The organism is Pantoea sp. Ae19-2, assembly GCF_059801205.1.
Window position 1 is genome coordinate 491,866 of record NZ_JBCHWE010000001.1, and the last position, 14,479, is coordinate 506,344.

Sequence of the window (14,479 nt, forward strand, 5' to 3'; positions counted from 1 at the left end):
CCATAGCGGAACCCCTTAACCGGAGATCCGTTACATGGCACAGGACTTTCATCACGGCGTGCGCGTTATTGAAGTTAACGAAGGCACCCGAACCATTACCACCGTCAGCACGGCCATCATCGGGATGGTCTGCACCGGCGACGACGCCGACGCGGCAACGTTCCCGCTGAACCGTCCCGTATTACTCACCGACATTCTTACCGCCAGCGGCAAGGCGGGCACAACCGGCACGCTTGCCGCATCACTCGACGCCATCGCCGACCAGGCGAAACCGCTGGTTGTGGTGGTGCGCGTTAAACAGGGCGAAACCGAGGCGGAAACCTCAGCCAACATCATCGGCGGCGTGACCGATGACGGGATGCGCACCGGCATGCAGGCCCTGCTGGCCGCGCAGACCGTTTGCGGCGTAAAACCGCGCATCCTCGGCGTGCCGGGGCATGACACCAAAGCAGTCGCAACCGCGCTGCTGAGCGTGGCGCAGAGCCTGAAAGCCTTTGCGTATATTGCGGCATACGGCTGCAAAACCGTGTCCGAGGTCATTGCCTACCGCGCCAATTTCAGCCAGCGCGAAGGGATGCTCATCTGGCCTGACTTCATCAGCTTTGACACCGTGCTGAAAGCCGATGCGACGGCGTATGCCACCGCCCGCGCGCTCGGCCTGCGCGCCAAAATTGACGAAACGACCGGCTGGCACAAGTCCCTGTCCAATGTCGGCGTGAACGGCGTCACCGGCATTTCTAAAGACGTGTCGTGGGACTTGCAGGATCCGGCAACCGATGCGGGCCTGCTGAACCAGAACGACGTCACCACGCTGATCCGTAAAGACGGCTTCCGCTTCTGGGGTTCGCGCTGCCTGAGTGATGACCCGCTCTTTCAGTTCGAAACCTACACCCGCACGGCGCAGGTGCTGGCCGACACGATGGCCGAGGCGCAGATGTGGGCCGTTGACGGGCCGCTCAATCCGTCGCTTGCCCGCGACATTATCGAAGGCATTAACGCGAAGCTGCGCAGCCTGGTGAATCAGGGCTATCTCATCGGCGCAAGTTGCTGGCTGGATGAGTCGGTCAACACCAAGGAAACGCTCAAGGCCGGACAGCTGTTTATCGACTACGACTACACGCCGGTGCCGCCGCTGGAAAACCTGATGCTGCGCCAGCGCATTACTGACCAGTACCTGGTCAACTTCGCCGCCAGCGTTAAAGCATAAGGAGCTGAACACATGGCCTTACCCCGTAAGTTAAAACACCTGAACCTGTTCAACGCAGGCAACAACTGGCAGGGGCTGGTTGAGTCCCTGACGCTGCCAAAGCTGACGCGCAAGTTTGAGAAGTATCGCGGCGGCGGCATGGCCGGTGCCGTGGATATTGACATGGGCCTGGACGATGGCGCGCTGGACACGGAATTTACCGTCGGCGGCACTGAGGCGCTGCTGTTTAAGCAACTGGGCGCGGAAACCGTGGACGCGGTGCAGCTGCGCTTTACCGGCTCAATCCAGCGTGACGACACCGGCGAGGTGCAGGCGGTGGAGCTGGTCACGCGCGGGCGCTACAAGGAGCTGGATTCCGGCGAGTGGAAAACCGGCGACGCCAACACGACGAAGGTTTCCGCGACCAACAGCTACGCCAAGCTGACCATTAACGGCGAAGTGCTGTTTGAGGTGGATCTGGTCAACATGGTTCACATCGTGGACGGCAAGGACATGATGGAGGCGCACCGCAGCGCGCTGGGCCTGTAATCACGGCGGCAGGCGCTGGCCTGCTGCTTTTATCAATTTTATATAGTGAATTAAGAACATGAGCGACATCAAAAACGAAAAAACCGTCACCCTGGACACCCCAATCAAGCGCGGCAAAACCGAAATCACAGAGGTGGTACTGCGCAAGCCGCAGTCCGGTGCGCTGCGCGGCGTGCGCCTGCAGGCGTTAATGGAAATGGACGTCAACGCGGTAATGGCGGTGCTGCCGCGCGTGTCAACGCCTGCGCTGACGGCACAGGAAATCAACGAAATGGACCCCGCCGATCTGGTGGCACTGTCGGTGGAGGTGCTGTCTTTTTTGTTAACGAGGTCGGCGCTTTCGACTATCCCGCAGAGCTGACCGTAGACGATCTGGTGGCAGACATCGCCACCGTGTTTCACTGGCCGCCGCCGGTCATGTTCGCGGAGTCGCTGGCGGACGTGCTGATGTGGCGGCACAAAGCGATCCTGCGTAACGGAGCCGGTGACGATGAGTGACAGAGACCTGCGCCTGCAGGTGGTACTTAAGGCGGTGGACAAAATCACCCGCCCTTTCCGCAGTGCGCGCGACGGCTCCAGGGAGCTGTCCGCCGCCCTCAAAGCCAGCAAAGACAGCCTGAAAAGCCTGAACGATCAGGCCGGACGCATTGACGGCTTTCGCAAAACGCGCCAGCAGCTTGCCATCACTGAGCGCAATCTTGCCTCGGCCCGGCAGGAGGCCGCCGCGCTGGCGACACAGTTTGCCGCCACCAACCGCCCCACGGCGCAGCAGTCCCGCTTACTTGAGCAGGCAAAAAACCGTGTTAATGACCTGCAGCAGAGTTACAACGGCCTGCTGCGCTCGGTACAGCAGCAGCGCGGCGCGCTGACCGCCGCCGGTATCGACACCAAACAGCTGAGCGCGGCACAGCGCCGACTGAAAACCGACGCCAGCGCAGCGAGTGACGCCATTGAGCGCCAGCAGCGTGAGCTTAAAAAGCTGGGCGAGCGCCAGGCAAAAATGCGCGCCGTGCGTGAGCGCTACGGCAAAACGCTGGAGGCCCGCGACAGGGTGGCCGGGGCAGGGGCGACAGCCACGGCGGCAGGGATGGCTATGGGCGTGCCGTTTGCGGCAGCGATCAAAGCCTCGGCAGATATGGAAGACGCCATGAAGGGCGTGGCAAAGCAGGTCAACGGGCTGCGCGATGACAAAGGCAACCGCACCGCGCAGTTTTACGACATGCAGGCCGCCATCAAGGCCGCCAGTGAGCAACTGCCGATGGAGCACGGCGCGGTTGATTATGCCGCGCTGGTTGAAGGCGGCGCACGGATGGGCGTCACCAACCAGAATGATTCTTACGCCGACCAGAAGCGCGATTTACTGGCCTTTGCCACCACGGCGGCCAAGGCGTCAACGGCGTTTGAGCTGCCCGCCGACCAGCTGGCCGAGGGGCTGGGTAAAATCAGCCAGCTGTACAGGATACCGACCCGCAACATTGAGCAGCTGGGCGATGCGCTGAACTATCTGGATGATAACGCCATGTCGAAAGGGGCGGACATTATCGACGTGCTGCAGCGCATGGGCGGCAACGCCGACCGGCTGGACTTTCGCAAGGCGGCGGCGCTGGGTTCAACCTTCCTTTCGCTGGGTGCCACCTCTGAGATTGCGGCGAGTTCGGCCAACGCGATGGTGCGCGAACTGTCGATTGCCACCATGCAGGGCAAGCGCTTTCAGGAAGGGATGACGCTGCTTAAGCTGGACCCCAAAAAGATTGAAAAGCAGATGACCACGGACGCGATGGGAACCATCATCAGCGTGCTGGAGAAGGTCAAAAAGCTGCCGGAAAACAGACGCCTGTCTGCCCTGACGATGATATTCGGCAAAGAGTTCGGCAAGGATGCGGCGAAACTTGCCAACAACCTGCCGGAGCTGCGCCGACAGCTTGCCCTGACGCAGGGCGATGCGGCGAAGGGTTCGATGCAAAAAGAGTCTGACATCAACAAAGATTCCCTTTCCGCACAGTGGATGCTGACCAGGACCGGCGTAGCCAACACCATGAGTGGCCTGGGCGACACGCTGCGCCAGCCGCTCATGGACATCATGGGGCTGATTAAAAAGGTCACTAACAGCGCGGCGCAGTGGATAGAGAGAAACAAGGCGCTGGCTGGCGCGCTGGTGAAAGTAGGCGCGGCGGTGTCTGCCATCGTCATCGGGCTGGGAACGTTAGCCATCGGCTTTGCGGCGATTGTCGGGCCGATGGCGGTCATCAGGCTGAGCATGGCAACGCTGGGCTTTAAGGGCGCGAGCGCATTCGGAATGATAAGCAAGGCGTTGCGCATTGTCGGCAGCAGTGTTATCTGGCTGGGCCGCCTGATGTTTGCCAACCCGATTCTGGCCGTTATTGGCCTTATCGCTATGGGCGCAATTTACATCTGGCGTAACTGGGACACCCTCGGTCCGATGTTTGCGGCACTCTGGCAGCGGGTGACAGATAACACATCGGCGGCATGGGAGGCCATCAAAGGCAAAATAGCCGGTGCGTGGGAGTGGGTTAAATCCCTGTTCGCGGATGGCGCACTGCAGGGCGTCATCAGCAGAGGCTGGGACGCGATACGTGACGGCATCGCCGGGGCATGGCAAAGCATCAAGACGGCCGTGTCGCAGAAATGGGATGAACTGGTTAACTCGGCCAGCACGCTGCCGGAGCGGTTTAAAGAAGCGGGCAGCAACATGATAAGTGCACTCCTTGACGGCATCACGGCCAAATGGGAGGCGCTTAAGGCCAGGCTGTCATCCATGACGGATTTGCTGCCGGGATTCATGAAGCCCTCAGCGGATAAGGGCGGCGCGACACCGGTCAACCCGTTAAGCCCGGCATCCCCGACGGGCTTTGCCGGACTCTATGACAACGGCGGCTACATTCCCGCCGGTCAGTATGGCATCGCAGGCGAGAACGGGCCGGAGCTGGTCAACGGTCCGGCGCGCATTACCAGCCGTCGCCGCACTGCCGCACTGGCCGCCTCAGCTGCGCTGGCGCTGGGTATGGCCGCCGCACCTGCAGCAGCCCGCCAGCTGCACCCGATGAGCCTGCCCGCGCAGGCATACCCGAGTAAAGCGCAGCGCGCACAGACAGTGCAGCCGGTTGCCGCGCCACAAATCAACGCGTCATTCACCATCGTACAGCAGCCAGGGCAGAGCCAGCAGGATCTGGTTGATGAGGTGATGCGCAGGCTCAAAGCTGAACAGCGGCAGGCTGAGGCTCGCGCGCGCAGTTCTTATCGTGATCAGGGGGGATTTGAGGAATGATGATGACGCTGGGGCTGTTCGTTTTCATGCTGGAAACGGTGCCTTATCAGGAGCTGCAGTTACAACGCAGCTGGCGGTTTCCGTCCAACAACCGCGTGGGCTTTCGCCCGTCGCTGCAGTTTGCCGGGCCGGACACGGACACGCTGACGCTTTCCGGCGTGCTGCTGCCGGAGCTGACCGGCGGCAGATTATCGCTTTACGCGCTGGAGCAAATCGCGGAGCTGGGGCGCGCGTGGCCACTCATTGAGGGCAGCGGCACCATTTACGGCATGTTTGTGATTGAGAGCCTGAGCCAGACAAAGGCCGAGTTTTTCAGTAACGGCGCGTGCAGGCGTATTGAGTTCACACTCACGCTGAAGCGTGCAGACGAGTCGCTGGGCGAGATGTTCGGCAGCCTGAGCGGCCAGCTGGATGCCATGAAAAGCGCAGCGGCAGGGGTGGCCGGTAAAGTCACAGCAGCAGTGGGAGGGCTTTTCTGATGATGCAGGCAGAAAGCTGGTTAAAAGGGGCGGCCAGCGCCCCGGCGTTTCGGCTGACGATGGAGAGCGAGGACGTCACGCAGACCATACAGAAGCGGCTCATCAGCCTCACGCTGACCGATAACCGGGGCTTTGAGGCTGACCAGCTTGATATTGAGCTGGACGACGCGGACGGCCTGCTGCAGTTGCCGCGCCGTGGCGTGGTGCTAAAGCTGGCGCTTGGCTGGGAGGGTGAGCCGCTTATCAGCAAGGGCAGTTACACGGTTGATGAGATTGAGCACAGCGGCACACCTGACCGGCTGACGCTTCGCGCCCGCAGCGCCGACTTTCGCCAGACACTGAACACTAAACGCGAAAAGTCATGGCACAAAACCACGGCAGGCGAAATTGCGAAAGCCATTGCGGAAAAGCACAAGCTGGATTTAGCGCTGGGCGCCGACGTTGAGAAAATGGCAATCGACCATATCGACCAGACCAACGAATCAGACGCCAGCTTTCTGATGCGCGTTGCCCGCCAGTGCGGTGCGCTGGCCTGCGTCAAGGACGGCAAACTGCTGTTTATCCGGCAGGGGCAGGGAAAAAACGCCAGCGGCAAGCCGCTGCCGGTCATCACCATTCAGCGCCGTGACGGCGACAGTCACCGCTTTACCCTGGCTGACCGTGACGCCTACACCGGCGTTATTGCCAGCTGGCTACATACGCGCGAGCCCGCGAAAAAGCCGGAAACAAAGGTAAAGCGACGCCGCAAAACCACGGCGAAGAAAAAAGAGCCGGAAGCGAAACAGGGGGATTATCTCGTCGGCACCGATGAAAACGTGCTGGTGCTGAGCCGCACTTATGCCAACCGGTCAAACGCAGAGCGGGCAGCCAAAATGCAGTGGGAACGGCTGCAGCGCGGTGTTGCGACCTTCTCGATCCAGCTGGCACGCGGGCGTGCTGAGCTTTACACCGAAATGCCGGTAAAGGTGACGGGGTTTAAAAAGCAGATTGATGACGGCGAATGGATCATTACCACGCTGACGCACAGCCTGAGTGCCGACAGTGGTTACACGACCAGCATCGAGCTGGAAGTGAAAATAGATAGTCTCGAAATGTCATAATTGGTTCTCAATATTGATATTTTGTGTATGATTGTTTCAATTTCAAACATTACATTGAGGCTCTTAGCAATGATGAATTGTCCCAAATGCGGTTACGCCGCCCATACGAGAAGCAGCTATCAAGTTACGGATAAGACTAAAGAGCGGTATTGCCAATGCCAAAACATCAATTGTGGTAGCACTTTTGTCACGCATGAAACGATAGTTAGATACATTGTAACGCCAGGTGAGATCGTCATGGCGGATCCGCATCCAAATGCAGGCGGTCAAGGACACATGAGTTTCTGAGGGGGGTATAACTCACTGCTAAAAATCTTTGAAATTACCAGCCAAAGCCTCAATAAAACTGCCTGAGCCTTACGCAATCCTAAAGGTAAATCTGTAAGGCCAGCAGCCCACCTAAAAGCAAACCAACTTATCACCAAGCCATTGATCGTAGTTGAAAGCCCAACCACAAAACGCCGCCACGAGATTGCCGCCATTTTTGTGTGCCGCCATTTTGCCGCCAAAGGCAAAAAAAAAGGGTTACGATTTAACGTAACCCTTTGTTTTATTTGGTGGAGCTGGCGGGAGTTGAACCCGCGTCCGAAATTACTACACCGTCGGCACTACATGCTTAGTACAGTCTTTACATTCGCCGGTCAGCTGCGGACAGACACGCCACTAACAGACTAGCCTGATTCAGTTTAACGCTTCAACCCCAGGCAAGGCATCCACGCGATCTCTTTTGGGTTTGACCTCTCTTGATCCCCGTCCTAAGAGCGGAGGCTAGGGAGAGAGGGCTCTAAGCAGGTTATTAAGCTGCTAGTGCGTAGTTTTCGTCGTTTGCGACTATTTTTTTGCGGCTTTTTACGAGGCCAACCGCCCCTCGGCATGCTCCTAAGGCTTCACAATCCCGTCGAATCCAGAATCAGCCCCAGAACTTCAAATACTAGCAAAAAAGCGTATCGAAATCCAGTGTTTAACGATTGGCGTTCTTCATGATACGCGCTTTATCCATTTGCCATTCGCGATCTTTGATGTCATTGCGCTTGTCGTGCTCTTTCTTACCGCGAGCAACGCCAATCTTTAGCTTACACCAGGCGTTTTTCCAGTAGAGCGACAGCGCCACAACGGTATAGCCTTCGCGGTTCACACGGCCGTAAAGTGAGTCCAGCTCACGCTGCTTCAACAGCAGTTTACGGCTGCGGGTAGGATCGCAGACCACATGCGATGAAGCCACCGCAAGTGGTTGAAAAGTGGAACCGAACAGATAAGCTTCACCATCACGCAGCAGAATGTAGCTGTCACTGATGTTGGCTTTACCTGCACGGAGTGATTTAACTTCCCATCCCTGTAGCGACAGGCCGGCTTCGAACTCTTCTTCAATGAAGTATTCGTGGCGGGCGCGCTTGTTCATGGCAATGGTGGCAGAACCGGGTTTGTGTGCTTTTTTCTTTGTCATAATGCCGCGTATTTTACATCACTTGGTCGGTTATCGCATCCCCAGTCCAGCGGGGCAGCAGGAAACAGGGTATTCTAGCACACCATGGCAATGAGGAATTTTTGTTTAATCGCTGAAAATGCTATTATTTAGCGGTTTTGTGACGAACAGGAACCATTATGGCTCAGATTAGTCGTTCGGCGCTTGTCCCCTTTAGCGCCGGACAAATGTACCAACTTGTAAATGATGTGGATGCGTACCCGCAATTCCTGCCGGGCTGCACCGGAAGCCGCGTACTGGATGCCTCAGAGAATCAAATGACGGCTTCAGTCGATGTGTCGAAAGCGGGCATCAGCAAAACATTTACCACCCGAAATACGCTGACCGACAACCAGAGCATTCATATGCAACTGGTCGATGGGCCGTTCCGTAAGCTCACCGGCGGCTGGCGCTTTGTCGATCTCGGGGATGATGCTTGTAAGGTCGAGCTGAGCCTGGAGTTTGAGTTCACCAACATGCTGGTCGAAATGGCATTTGGTCGAATCTTCAAAGAGCTGGCCAACAGCATGGTGCAGGCCTTTACCCAGCGCGCCAAAGAGGTTTACAGTGCCTGATATCTCTGTCGAGGTGGTGTACGCCCTGCCTGAAAAACAGTATCAGCATTACGTAAAACTGGAAGAGGGCAGCACGGTTGAGCAGGCTATCCGCAAATCAGGCTTGCTGGAACTGCGGCCTGAAATCGATCTCGCCAGCAACAAGGTGGGGATTTACAGCCATCCGGTAAAACTGAGCGATACCGTGCAGGAAGGCGACCGGGTTGAGATCTATCGCCCGCTGATTGCCGACCCGAAAGAGCTTCGTCGTCAACGAGCAGAGCGCGCGGCAAGCAGTAAAAAATAATCTCTCGGTTCGATTTCCGAGCATGAAAAAGGCGCTGATTAGCGCCTTTTTTACGTTCTGTCTTTTACGTTCGCTCTTTCTGCGTTCGATGATGCTAAGTCGCTTGTCGGTAACGACCCTGGCGTCCTGGATTAATTATCCTGTGAAGAAGACAGCGCGGGCTTGTTATCGATGTTGGTCAGTACGCCGCTACGGTCAAAGGTCAGGGTCAGCGTTTGCTGTTTCACCTTCTCGTGGCCTGGCTCCTCACGGAAGACGTAGTACCAGACATTGCTGCCAAAGGGATCTTTCATCATTGGCGTACCCAGCGTATAGGCAACCTGCTGCTGAGTCATACCGGTGTGAATCTTGGCAACATCGTTAGCAACCAGATAGTTGCCCTGATTGATATCGGGGCGATAAACAACGCGCTCTAAAGTGGAACATCCGGCGGTCATCATTAACATTACCACTGCCGCGGCAGTCAGCGTTTTACAGCGCATCTATACATTCCTTTTCCGGGGCGAAACGCCTTTTACAGGCTGTTCTTCTGCCATCAAATTCTGAACTCTGCCTGCGGCAGGCTTTATTATTCAGGCGACATTAGCTGTCGATGATAATAAACCTTTTCGCTATTGGAAACCTCTACAGAGCATGCATATGACCACGCTGTGGTAAAAAAGTGCATATCAGGCCGCTAAAAGTTCTTTCGCGTTAGCCAGTGTGTTGCGGGTGACCTCGCTGCCGCCCAGTAACCTCGCCAGTTCCTGCAGGCGTGCGCGCTTATCCAGAGGCTGCATATGCGTTTCTGTCATTTCGCCATCGGTTTCCTTGCTGACAAAGAAATGCTGATGCCCACAGCCCGCAACCTGCGGCAGGTGGGTTACGCACATCACCTGGGTAGATTCGCCCAACTGACGCAACATTTTACCCACTACCGCAGCCGTCGGACCGCTAATCCCCACGTCAACTTCGTCGAAAATCATCGCCGGCGTTTCCATTTTCTTCGCGGTGATAACCTGAATCGCCAGCGCGATACGCGACAGCTCACCACCCGAGGCGACTTTCCCCAGCGGCTGCAACGGCTGTCCGGGGTTGGTTGTTACCTGAAAATCAATGCGGCTGGCGCCGTCGGCGGTCAGTTGCTCCGGGTTAAAAATCAGCTCAATGGCAAAGCGGCCGTGCGGCATCGAAAGCAGATGCATGCTTTGGGTAATCAGCTGCTGTAGCTCGTTGGCATAACGGGTGCGTTGCGCATGCAGTTGCTCCGCGCACGCCAGGGCAGCCTTGTAGTGTTCGGTTACCAACGTCTGCAGGCTTTCCTGATCGCTTTCCTGCTGTGACAGCAGTTCCGCTTCATCGAGTAGTTGCTGGTGCACGGCGGGCAGGCCCTCTGGTGCCACATGGTGCTTGCGGGCCAGGGCGATTTGCCGGGAAATGCGCTGTTCCAGCTCATAGAGGCGGTTCGGATCCAGATCCAGACTGTCGCAGTAGTGACGCAGTTCGTCACTGGCTTCGCTCAGCTGAATGGCGGCTTCTTCCAGCAGGTTATAAACGCCGCTGACCTTGTCATCCATCGCAGTGAGTTCAGAGAGCATCTGACGCGCGCTGTACAGCATGCTGTTCAGATTGGTGTCATCACTGTCGGCTAACAGCTGCAGCGCCTGCTGGCTGGTCGACAGCAACTGGCCGCTGTTGGCCAGGCGTTTGTACTCTTCGTCAATCTGCTCAAATTCCCCCGCTACCGGCGCAAACTCGTTCAGCTCTTTAAGCTGGTACTGCAACAGCTCACGGCGGGATTCCCGCTCCTGCGCCTGTTGCTGATGCTGCGCCAGCGTACGGCAGCTCTGGTGCCATGTCTGATAGGATGCCCGCATCTGAACGAGCAGGTCGTCATGACCGGCGTAGGCATCCAGCAGGTGCTTTTGATGATCGGGTTTGAGCAGCAGCTGATGGGCATGCTGGCCGTGGATTTGGATCAGCAACTGGCCCAGATCGCGTAACTGCGAGAGAGGAACGGCCGTACCATTGATAAAGCCGCGTGAACGACCATCGGCGCTGATGACGCGGCGCAACAGGCACTCGTTGCCGTCGTCGAGATGATTATCGCTCAGCCAGCGCTGGGCAGAAGGCGACGCTTTAATTTGAAAGCGCGCACACAGGTCAGCACGGCTGGCCCCCTGACGCACCATGTCCGCATCGGCGCGACCGCCGAGGCACAACCCAAGCGCATCGATAGCAATAGACTTACCTGCACCGGTCTCACCGGTGATGGCGGTCATACCGCGTTGGAAATCAATGTCGAGCTCACGAACGATAGCGAAATTGCTGATGGTCAGTTGTGCCAGCATAGCGTCACCTGTATGAATAAACACATATGGTTTTTCATACAGTATAAACTGGTTTTTTATCCAGTAAAGAGGGCGCGCTCATTTTCAGAACAATTTTTTTGACCAGCCCAGTTTTGAACTCAGCGTATTGAAATAACTGTAATTTTTAGGATGGATAAGGTTGAGATGATTTTCGCTACGGCGAATCAGCACATCTTCTCCTTCCTGGATAGGCAGCGCAATCTGGCTGTCACAGCTGATCTCAAGGTCGTTACGCCGTGCCGAGAAACGCAGCCGAATCGTACTGCTGCTGTTGATCACCAGCGGGCGCGCCGACAAGGTGTGCGGGAACATGGGCACAATGGTAATGGCGTCGAGCGACGGTGTTAAAATCGGGCCGCCCGCTGAAAGCGAATAGGCGGTGGAACCGGTAGGCGTGGAAATAATCAGGCCATCGGAACGCTGCGAGAAGGCAAAGACTTCGTCGATGTACACTTCAAACTCAATCATGTGCGCGACTTTGCCCGGATGCAGCACCACTTCATTGATGGCGCTGCCAATACGCGGGGAGCAATCCGTCTTGCAGACCTGTGCTTCCAGCAGAAAGCGGCTTTCGACAAAATAGTTGCCGTTCAGCACTTCATCGAGCTGGTGATGGGCGTTATCGGGGTCAAGATCGGTTAAAAACCCTAAATTACCGCGGTTAATGCCAATCACTTTTATGTCATAACGCGCCAGTACTCTGGCGGCACCTAACATATTGCCGTCGCCGCCCACCACGACGGCCAGATCGGCCTGTTGGCCAATCTCAGCCAGCGTACCGGTCTGAACATTCCCCAGCGACAGTTCCTGTGCAATCTGCTGTTCAACGATAACGGGATAGCCTTTGGCAGTCAGCCAGCGACACAGCATCTCATGTGTGGTGAGCGCGGTAGGATGGCGTGGATGGCCCACAATACCAATGCAGTTAAAGTGTTTGTTCATCGAGTGGGTGTTCCTCATAAGCCAAATCGGCACGATGATGTGACGTGTTCCCTTGAATCCGTCAAACCAATCCCCATAATAAGCCAACCAGCGACGTGAATGTGCAAAACGCGGAGAAATTCATGAGTAGTAAAGAACAGAACACCCCAAACGAGCAAGTCTCAGACGAAATTCAACAGGATCAACACCAACCTCAGGACGCGGAGACAGCAGTAGAGGTGGATCCGCGTGATGAGCGCATCGCTCAGCTTGAAGCTGAGTTAGCCCAGTTGCAGACGGGCGTGCGTGATGCGCAGCTGCGTGCGCAGGCAGAAATTGAAAACGTTCGCCGCCGCACCGAGATGGATATTGAAAAAGCGCACAAGTTTGCGCTGGAGAAGTTTGCCAATGAGCTGCTTCCGGTGATCGATAGCCTGGAACGTGCACTGGAACTGGCCAACAAAGAAGACGAGAAGTCTGCCTCTATGGTTGAAGGCATTGAGCTTACGCTGAAATCCCTGCTGGGCGCGGTGCGTAAATTCGGTGTTGAAGTGGTCGGCGAAACCGGTGTGCCCTTTAATCCTGAAGTGCACCAGGCGATGTCGATGATGGAGTCTGAGGATGTCGAGCCTAACCACGTCATGATGGTCATGCAACGCGGTTATACGCTTAACGGCCGCCTGCTGCGTCCGGCCATGGTTGCCGTGGCGAAAGCGAAAGCCTGATTACTGTCTTACCCTGCAAACGGCCGCGCACTGACGCGGCCGTTTGTGTTTATGGCGTTTACTCAGGTAATACCGGCGTCCAGTTAATCGGCGTTTTACCGGCATCGCGTAGCAGCGCATTGGTTTGGGAAAAATGCTGGCAGCCAAAGAAGCCACGATGCGCGGAAAGCGGGGAAGGGTGCGGCGCCTGCAGCACGTGATGGCGCTGGCGATCGATAATGCTGCCTTTCTTCTGGGCGTGCGAGCCCCACAGCAGAAAGATCACGCCTTCACGCTGTTCGTTGATAGCTTTAATCACCGTATCGGTAAAGGTTTCCCATCCCAGTCGGGCGTGAGAGTGCGCTTTACCGGCTTCAACGGTCAGTACGGTGTTCAGTAACATCACGCCCTGTTCCGCCCAGCTTGCCAGATAACCATGGCTGGGCCGCTCAAACCCCGGAATGTCCTGCTGCAGCTCTTTGTACATGTTCTGCAGTGACGGCGGCGTCTGCACGCCCGGTAGCACAGAGAAAGCCAGCCCGTGTGCCTGGTTCGGGCCGTGATAAGGGTCCTGCCCCAGAATCACGACGTTAACGTCACCTAATTCGGTTAAGCGAAACGCGTTAAACACATCTTTCTGAGGCGGATAAACCGTTACGCCTGCGGCCCGCTGATTCGCGACATGCTTCAGGGTTTCGATGAAGTAGGGTTTTTCTTTCTCTTCGGCCAGCACGTCGTGCCAGGTCAGCTTTTCAGCCATGATCAACTCCCTTGTATTTCGAACCCTAAGCTTAGCGGTTCAGTCTTCAGACATGAAGCCCAAAAATTTTTGAAGAATTAAACAAAATTTTCCTAAGGCGGGTTTTTAAAATCAAAAGCTTATCAGGGTGGCGATAAAACGCCCGGCGGTAATTGATGCAGGTCAAAACTATGGCAGACATCGGGTGGTATACCAACAGCTCAAATTGACTGAGTCACGGTGTAGACGAAGGTCGCACCTTGCAGGAGAGATTGAAATGATCACAGGTATTCAGATTACCCAATCGAGTAATCCGGCGTTAATTAACTCTTTCTGGCTGCTGGACGAAGAAAAAGCCGAAGCGCGCTGCCTCTGTGCCGTTGCAGGCTATCAGGAGGATCAGATTGTGAAGATTGGGGAGTTAGGCGACGTGGCTTACCACGACGTGCCGGTTGAGGTGAAACCTCAGGTTCGCGTAGAGGGCGGTCAGCATCTCAACGTCAATGTATTGCGCCGCGAAACGCTGGAAGATGCCGTGAAACATCCCGAAAAGTATCCCCAACTGACAATCCGTGTTTCGGGCTATGCCGTGCGCTTTAACTCACTGACCGCGGAGCAGCAGCGCGATGTGATTGCCCGTACCTTTACTGAAAGTTTGTAACGGATCGGGCGCTTAAATAAAACGCAGCGCCTGTCTGCAAAATTTATCAATTTTAACAATATGATAAATTTGATTGGGTAAGCGCGCGTTTGGGCTGGCAGGCCAGCGTGGGCTGTTCGATGCTAAAATCACGCTAAACGCGTATTTACAGGCCTTTCAAAAACAAAAATCGCCTCAATG

General features: G+C 56.2%; 17 protein-coding genes and 1 other RNA gene. 12 read left to right on the plus strand and 6 right to left on the minus strand.

The window, feature by feature from the left end:
- Window positions 1-34 precede the first annotated feature (34 nt).
- From AAIE03_RS02380 to AAIE03_RS02415, 8 genes are all read left to right on the plus strand, one after another.
- Complete coding sequence (locus AAIE03_RS02380; RefSeq protein ID WP_498562762.1) at window positions 35-1,207, plus strand: phage tail sheath protein; 1,173 nt, start codon at window positions 35-37, stop codon at window positions 1,205-1,207.
- 12 nt (window positions 1,208-1,219) lie between these two features.
- Entirely contained in the window at window positions 1,220-1,735 is a 516-nt protein-coding gene (locus tag AAIE03_RS02385) for a phage major tail tube protein (protein WP_024471058.1), read from the plus strand.
- A 58-nt stretch (window positions 1,736-1,793) separates the two neighbouring features.
- The gene (locus AAIE03_RS02390) at window positions 1,794-2,096 is read left to right on the plus strand and encodes a phage tail assembly protein (RefSeq protein WP_210531670.1); all 303 of its coding nucleotides are present in this window, start codon (window positions 1,794-1,796) and stop codon (window positions 2,094-2,096) included.
- Between the two features lie 14 nt (window positions 2,097-2,110).
- Complete coding sequence (locus tag AAIE03_RS02395; protein ID WP_013027006.1) at window positions 2,111-2,233, plus strand: GpE family phage tail protein; 123 nt, start codon at window positions 2,111-2,113, stop codon at window positions 2,231-2,233.
- Window positions 2,226-5,021, plus strand: coding sequence for a phage tail tape measure protein (locus AAIE03_RS02400; protein ID WP_498562763.1), 2,796 nt, complete (start codon window positions 2,226-2,228; stop codon window positions 5,019-5,021). Before AAIE03_RS02395 ends, AAIE03_RS02400 begins: the two co-directional genes overlap by 8 nt.
- A complete protein-coding gene (locus AAIE03_RS02405) occupies window positions 5,018-5,500 on the plus strand; it encodes a phage tail protein (RefSeq protein WP_029570590.1) in 483 nt (160 codons plus the stop codon). Before AAIE03_RS02400 ends, AAIE03_RS02405 begins: the two co-directional genes overlap by 4 nt.
- Window positions 5,500-6,600: a phage late control D family protein gene (locus AAIE03_RS02410; protein WP_498562764.1), complete on the plus strand. Its 1,101-nt coding sequence runs from the start codon at window positions 5,500-5,502 to the stop codon at window positions 6,598-6,600. The genes AAIE03_RS02405 and AAIE03_RS02410 overlap by 1 nt, the downstream gene beginning before the upstream one ends.
- 69 nt (window positions 6,601-6,669) lie before the next feature.
- Window positions 6,670-6,888 (plus strand): ogr/Delta-like zinc finger family protein, encoded by a 219-nt coding sequence (locus tag AAIE03_RS02415; protein ID WP_498563160.1) that lies wholly within the window; start codon window positions 6,670-6,672, stop codon window positions 6,886-6,888.
- Window positions 6,889-7,155: 267 nt separating this feature from the next.
- Here AAIE03_RS02415 and ssrA read toward each other — a convergent pair.
- Window positions 7,156-7,518, minus strand: a transfer-messenger RNA (tmRNA) gene (ssrA, locus tag AAIE03_RS02420).
- Between the two features lie 43 nt (window positions 7,519-7,561).
- The gene (gene smpB / locus AAIE03_RS02425) at window positions 7,562-8,044 is read right to left on the minus strand and encodes an SsrA-binding protein SmpB (RefSeq protein WP_013026784.1); all 483 of its coding nucleotides are present in this window, start codon (window positions 8,042-8,044) and stop codon (window positions 7,562-7,564) included.
- Between the two features lie 158 nt (window positions 8,045-8,202).
- Here smpB and AAIE03_RS02430 point away from each other — a divergent pair, with 158 nt between their 5' ends.
- Both AAIE03_RS02430 and AAIE03_RS02435 read left to right on the plus strand, forming a co-directional pair.
- Window positions 8,203-8,637, plus strand: coding sequence for a type II toxin-antitoxin system RatA family toxin (locus tag AAIE03_RS02430; RefSeq protein ID WP_013026783.1), 435 nt, complete (start codon window positions 8,203-8,205; stop codon window positions 8,635-8,637).
- On the plus strand, window positions 8,630-8,923 hold the full coding sequence (locus AAIE03_RS02435; protein WP_013026782.1) for an RnfH family protein: 294 nt from the start codon (window positions 8,630-8,632) through the stop codon (window positions 8,921-8,923). The genes AAIE03_RS02430 and AAIE03_RS02435 overlap by 8 nt, the downstream gene beginning before the upstream one ends.
- 131 nt (window positions 8,924-9,054) lie before the next feature.
- Here AAIE03_RS02435 and bamE read toward each other — a convergent pair whose 3' ends face one another.
- The 3 genes from bamE to nadK form a co-directional block, all read right to left on the minus strand.
- Window positions 9,055-9,405 (minus strand): outer membrane protein assembly factor BamE, encoded by a 351-nt coding sequence (bamE, locus tag AAIE03_RS02440; RefSeq protein ID WP_014605250.1) that lies wholly within the window; start codon window positions 9,403-9,405, stop codon window positions 9,055-9,057.
- A gap of 186 nt (window positions 9,406-9,591) precedes the next feature.
- Window positions 9,592-11,253 carry a DNA repair protein RecN gene (gene recN / locus AAIE03_RS02445; protein WP_014605251.1) on the minus strand — a complete coding sequence of 554 codons (1,662 nt, stop codon included), beginning with the start codon at window positions 11,251-11,253 and terminating at the stop codon, window positions 9,592-9,594.
- 84 nt (window positions 11,254-11,337) lie between these two features.
- A complete protein-coding gene (gene nadK / locus AAIE03_RS02450) occupies window positions 11,338-12,216 on the minus strand; it encodes an NAD(+) kinase (RefSeq protein WP_014605252.1) in 879 nt (292 codons plus the stop codon).
- 122 nt (window positions 12,217-12,338) lie between these two features.
- Between nadK and grpE the strand changes: the two genes are divergently transcribed.
- Entirely contained in the window at window positions 12,339-12,920 is a 582-nt protein-coding gene (gene grpE, locus AAIE03_RS02455) for a nucleotide exchange factor GrpE (RefSeq protein ID WP_015699722.1), read from the plus strand.
- Window positions 12,921-12,978: 58 nt separating this feature from the next.
- On the opposite strand, the gene ung is transcribed toward grpE, so the two are convergent.
- Window positions 12,979-13,659: a uracil-DNA glycosylase gene (ung, locus tag AAIE03_RS02460; RefSeq protein ID WP_014594344.1), complete on the minus strand. Its 681-nt coding sequence runs from the start codon at window positions 13,657-13,659 to the stop codon at window positions 12,979-12,981.
- A gap of 256 nt (window positions 13,660-13,915) precedes the next feature.
- On the opposite strand from ung, the gene grcA reads away from it, so the two are divergent.
- Complete coding sequence (gene grcA / locus AAIE03_RS02465; RefSeq protein WP_498562765.1) at window positions 13,916-14,299, plus strand: autonomous glycyl radical cofactor GrcA; 384 nt, start codon at window positions 13,916-13,918, stop codon at window positions 14,297-14,299.
- Window positions 14,300-14,479: the final 180 nt, after the last annotated feature.

What these genes read in the sequence shown, in the direction of transcription:
- AAIE03_RS02380 (WP_498562762.1), top strand. Translation starts at nt 35, where the DNA reads ATGGCACAGGACTTTCATCACGGCGTGCGCGTTATTGAAGTTAACGAA.
- AAIE03_RS02385 (WP_024471058.1), top strand. Translation starts at nt 1,220, where the DNA reads ATGGCCTTACCCCGTAAGTTAAAACACCTGAACCTGTTCAACGCAGGC.
- AAIE03_RS02390 (WP_210531670.1), top strand. Translation starts at nt 1,794, where the DNA reads ATGAGCGACATCAAAAACGAAAAAACCGTCACCCTGGACACCCCAATC.
- AAIE03_RS02400 (WP_498562763.1), top strand. Translation starts at nt 2,226, where the DNA reads ATGAGTGACAGAGACCTGCGCCTGCAGGTGGTACTTAAGGCGGTGGAC.
- AAIE03_RS02405 (WP_029570590.1), top strand. Translation starts at nt 5,018, where the DNA reads ATGATGATGACGCTGGGGCTGTTCGTTTTCATGCTGGAAACGGTGCCT.
- AAIE03_RS02410 (WP_498562764.1), top strand. Translation starts at nt 5,500, where the DNA reads ATGATGCAGGCAGAAAGCTGGTTAAAAGGGGCGGCCAGCGCCCCGGCG.
- AAIE03_RS02415 (WP_498563160.1), top strand. Translation starts at nt 6,670, where the DNA reads ATGATGAATTGTCCCAAATGCGGTTACGCCGCCCATACGAGAAGCAGC.
- smpB (WP_013026784.1), bottom strand. Translation starts at nt 8,044, where the DNA reads ATGACAAAGAAAAAAGCACACAAACCCGGTTCTGCCACCATTGCCATG.
- AAIE03_RS02430 (WP_013026783.1), top strand. Translation starts at nt 8,203, where the DNA reads ATGGCTCAGATTAGTCGTTCGGCGCTTGTCCCCTTTAGCGCCGGACAA.
- bamE (WP_014605250.1), bottom strand. Translation starts at nt 9,405, where the DNA reads ATGCGCTGTAAAACGCTGACTGCCGCGGCAGTGGTAATGTTAATGATG.
- recN (WP_014605251.1), bottom strand. Translation starts at nt 11,253, where the DNA reads ATGCTGGCACAACTGACCATCAGCAATTTCGCTATCGTTCGTGAGCTC.
- nadK (WP_014605252.1), bottom strand. Translation starts at nt 12,216, where the DNA reads ATGAACAAACACTTTAACTGCATTGGTATTGTGGGCCATCCACGCCAT.
- grpE (WP_015699722.1), top strand. Translation starts at nt 12,339, where the DNA reads ATGAGTAGTAAAGAACAGAACACCCCAAACGAGCAAGTCTCAGACGAA.
- ung (WP_014594344.1), bottom strand. Translation starts at nt 13,659, where the DNA reads ATGGCTGAAAAGCTGACCTGGCACGACGTGCTGGCCGAAGAGAAAGAA.
- grcA (WP_498562765.1), top strand. Translation starts at nt 13,916, where the DNA reads ATGATCACAGGTATTCAGATTACCCAATCGAGTAATCCGGCGTTAATT.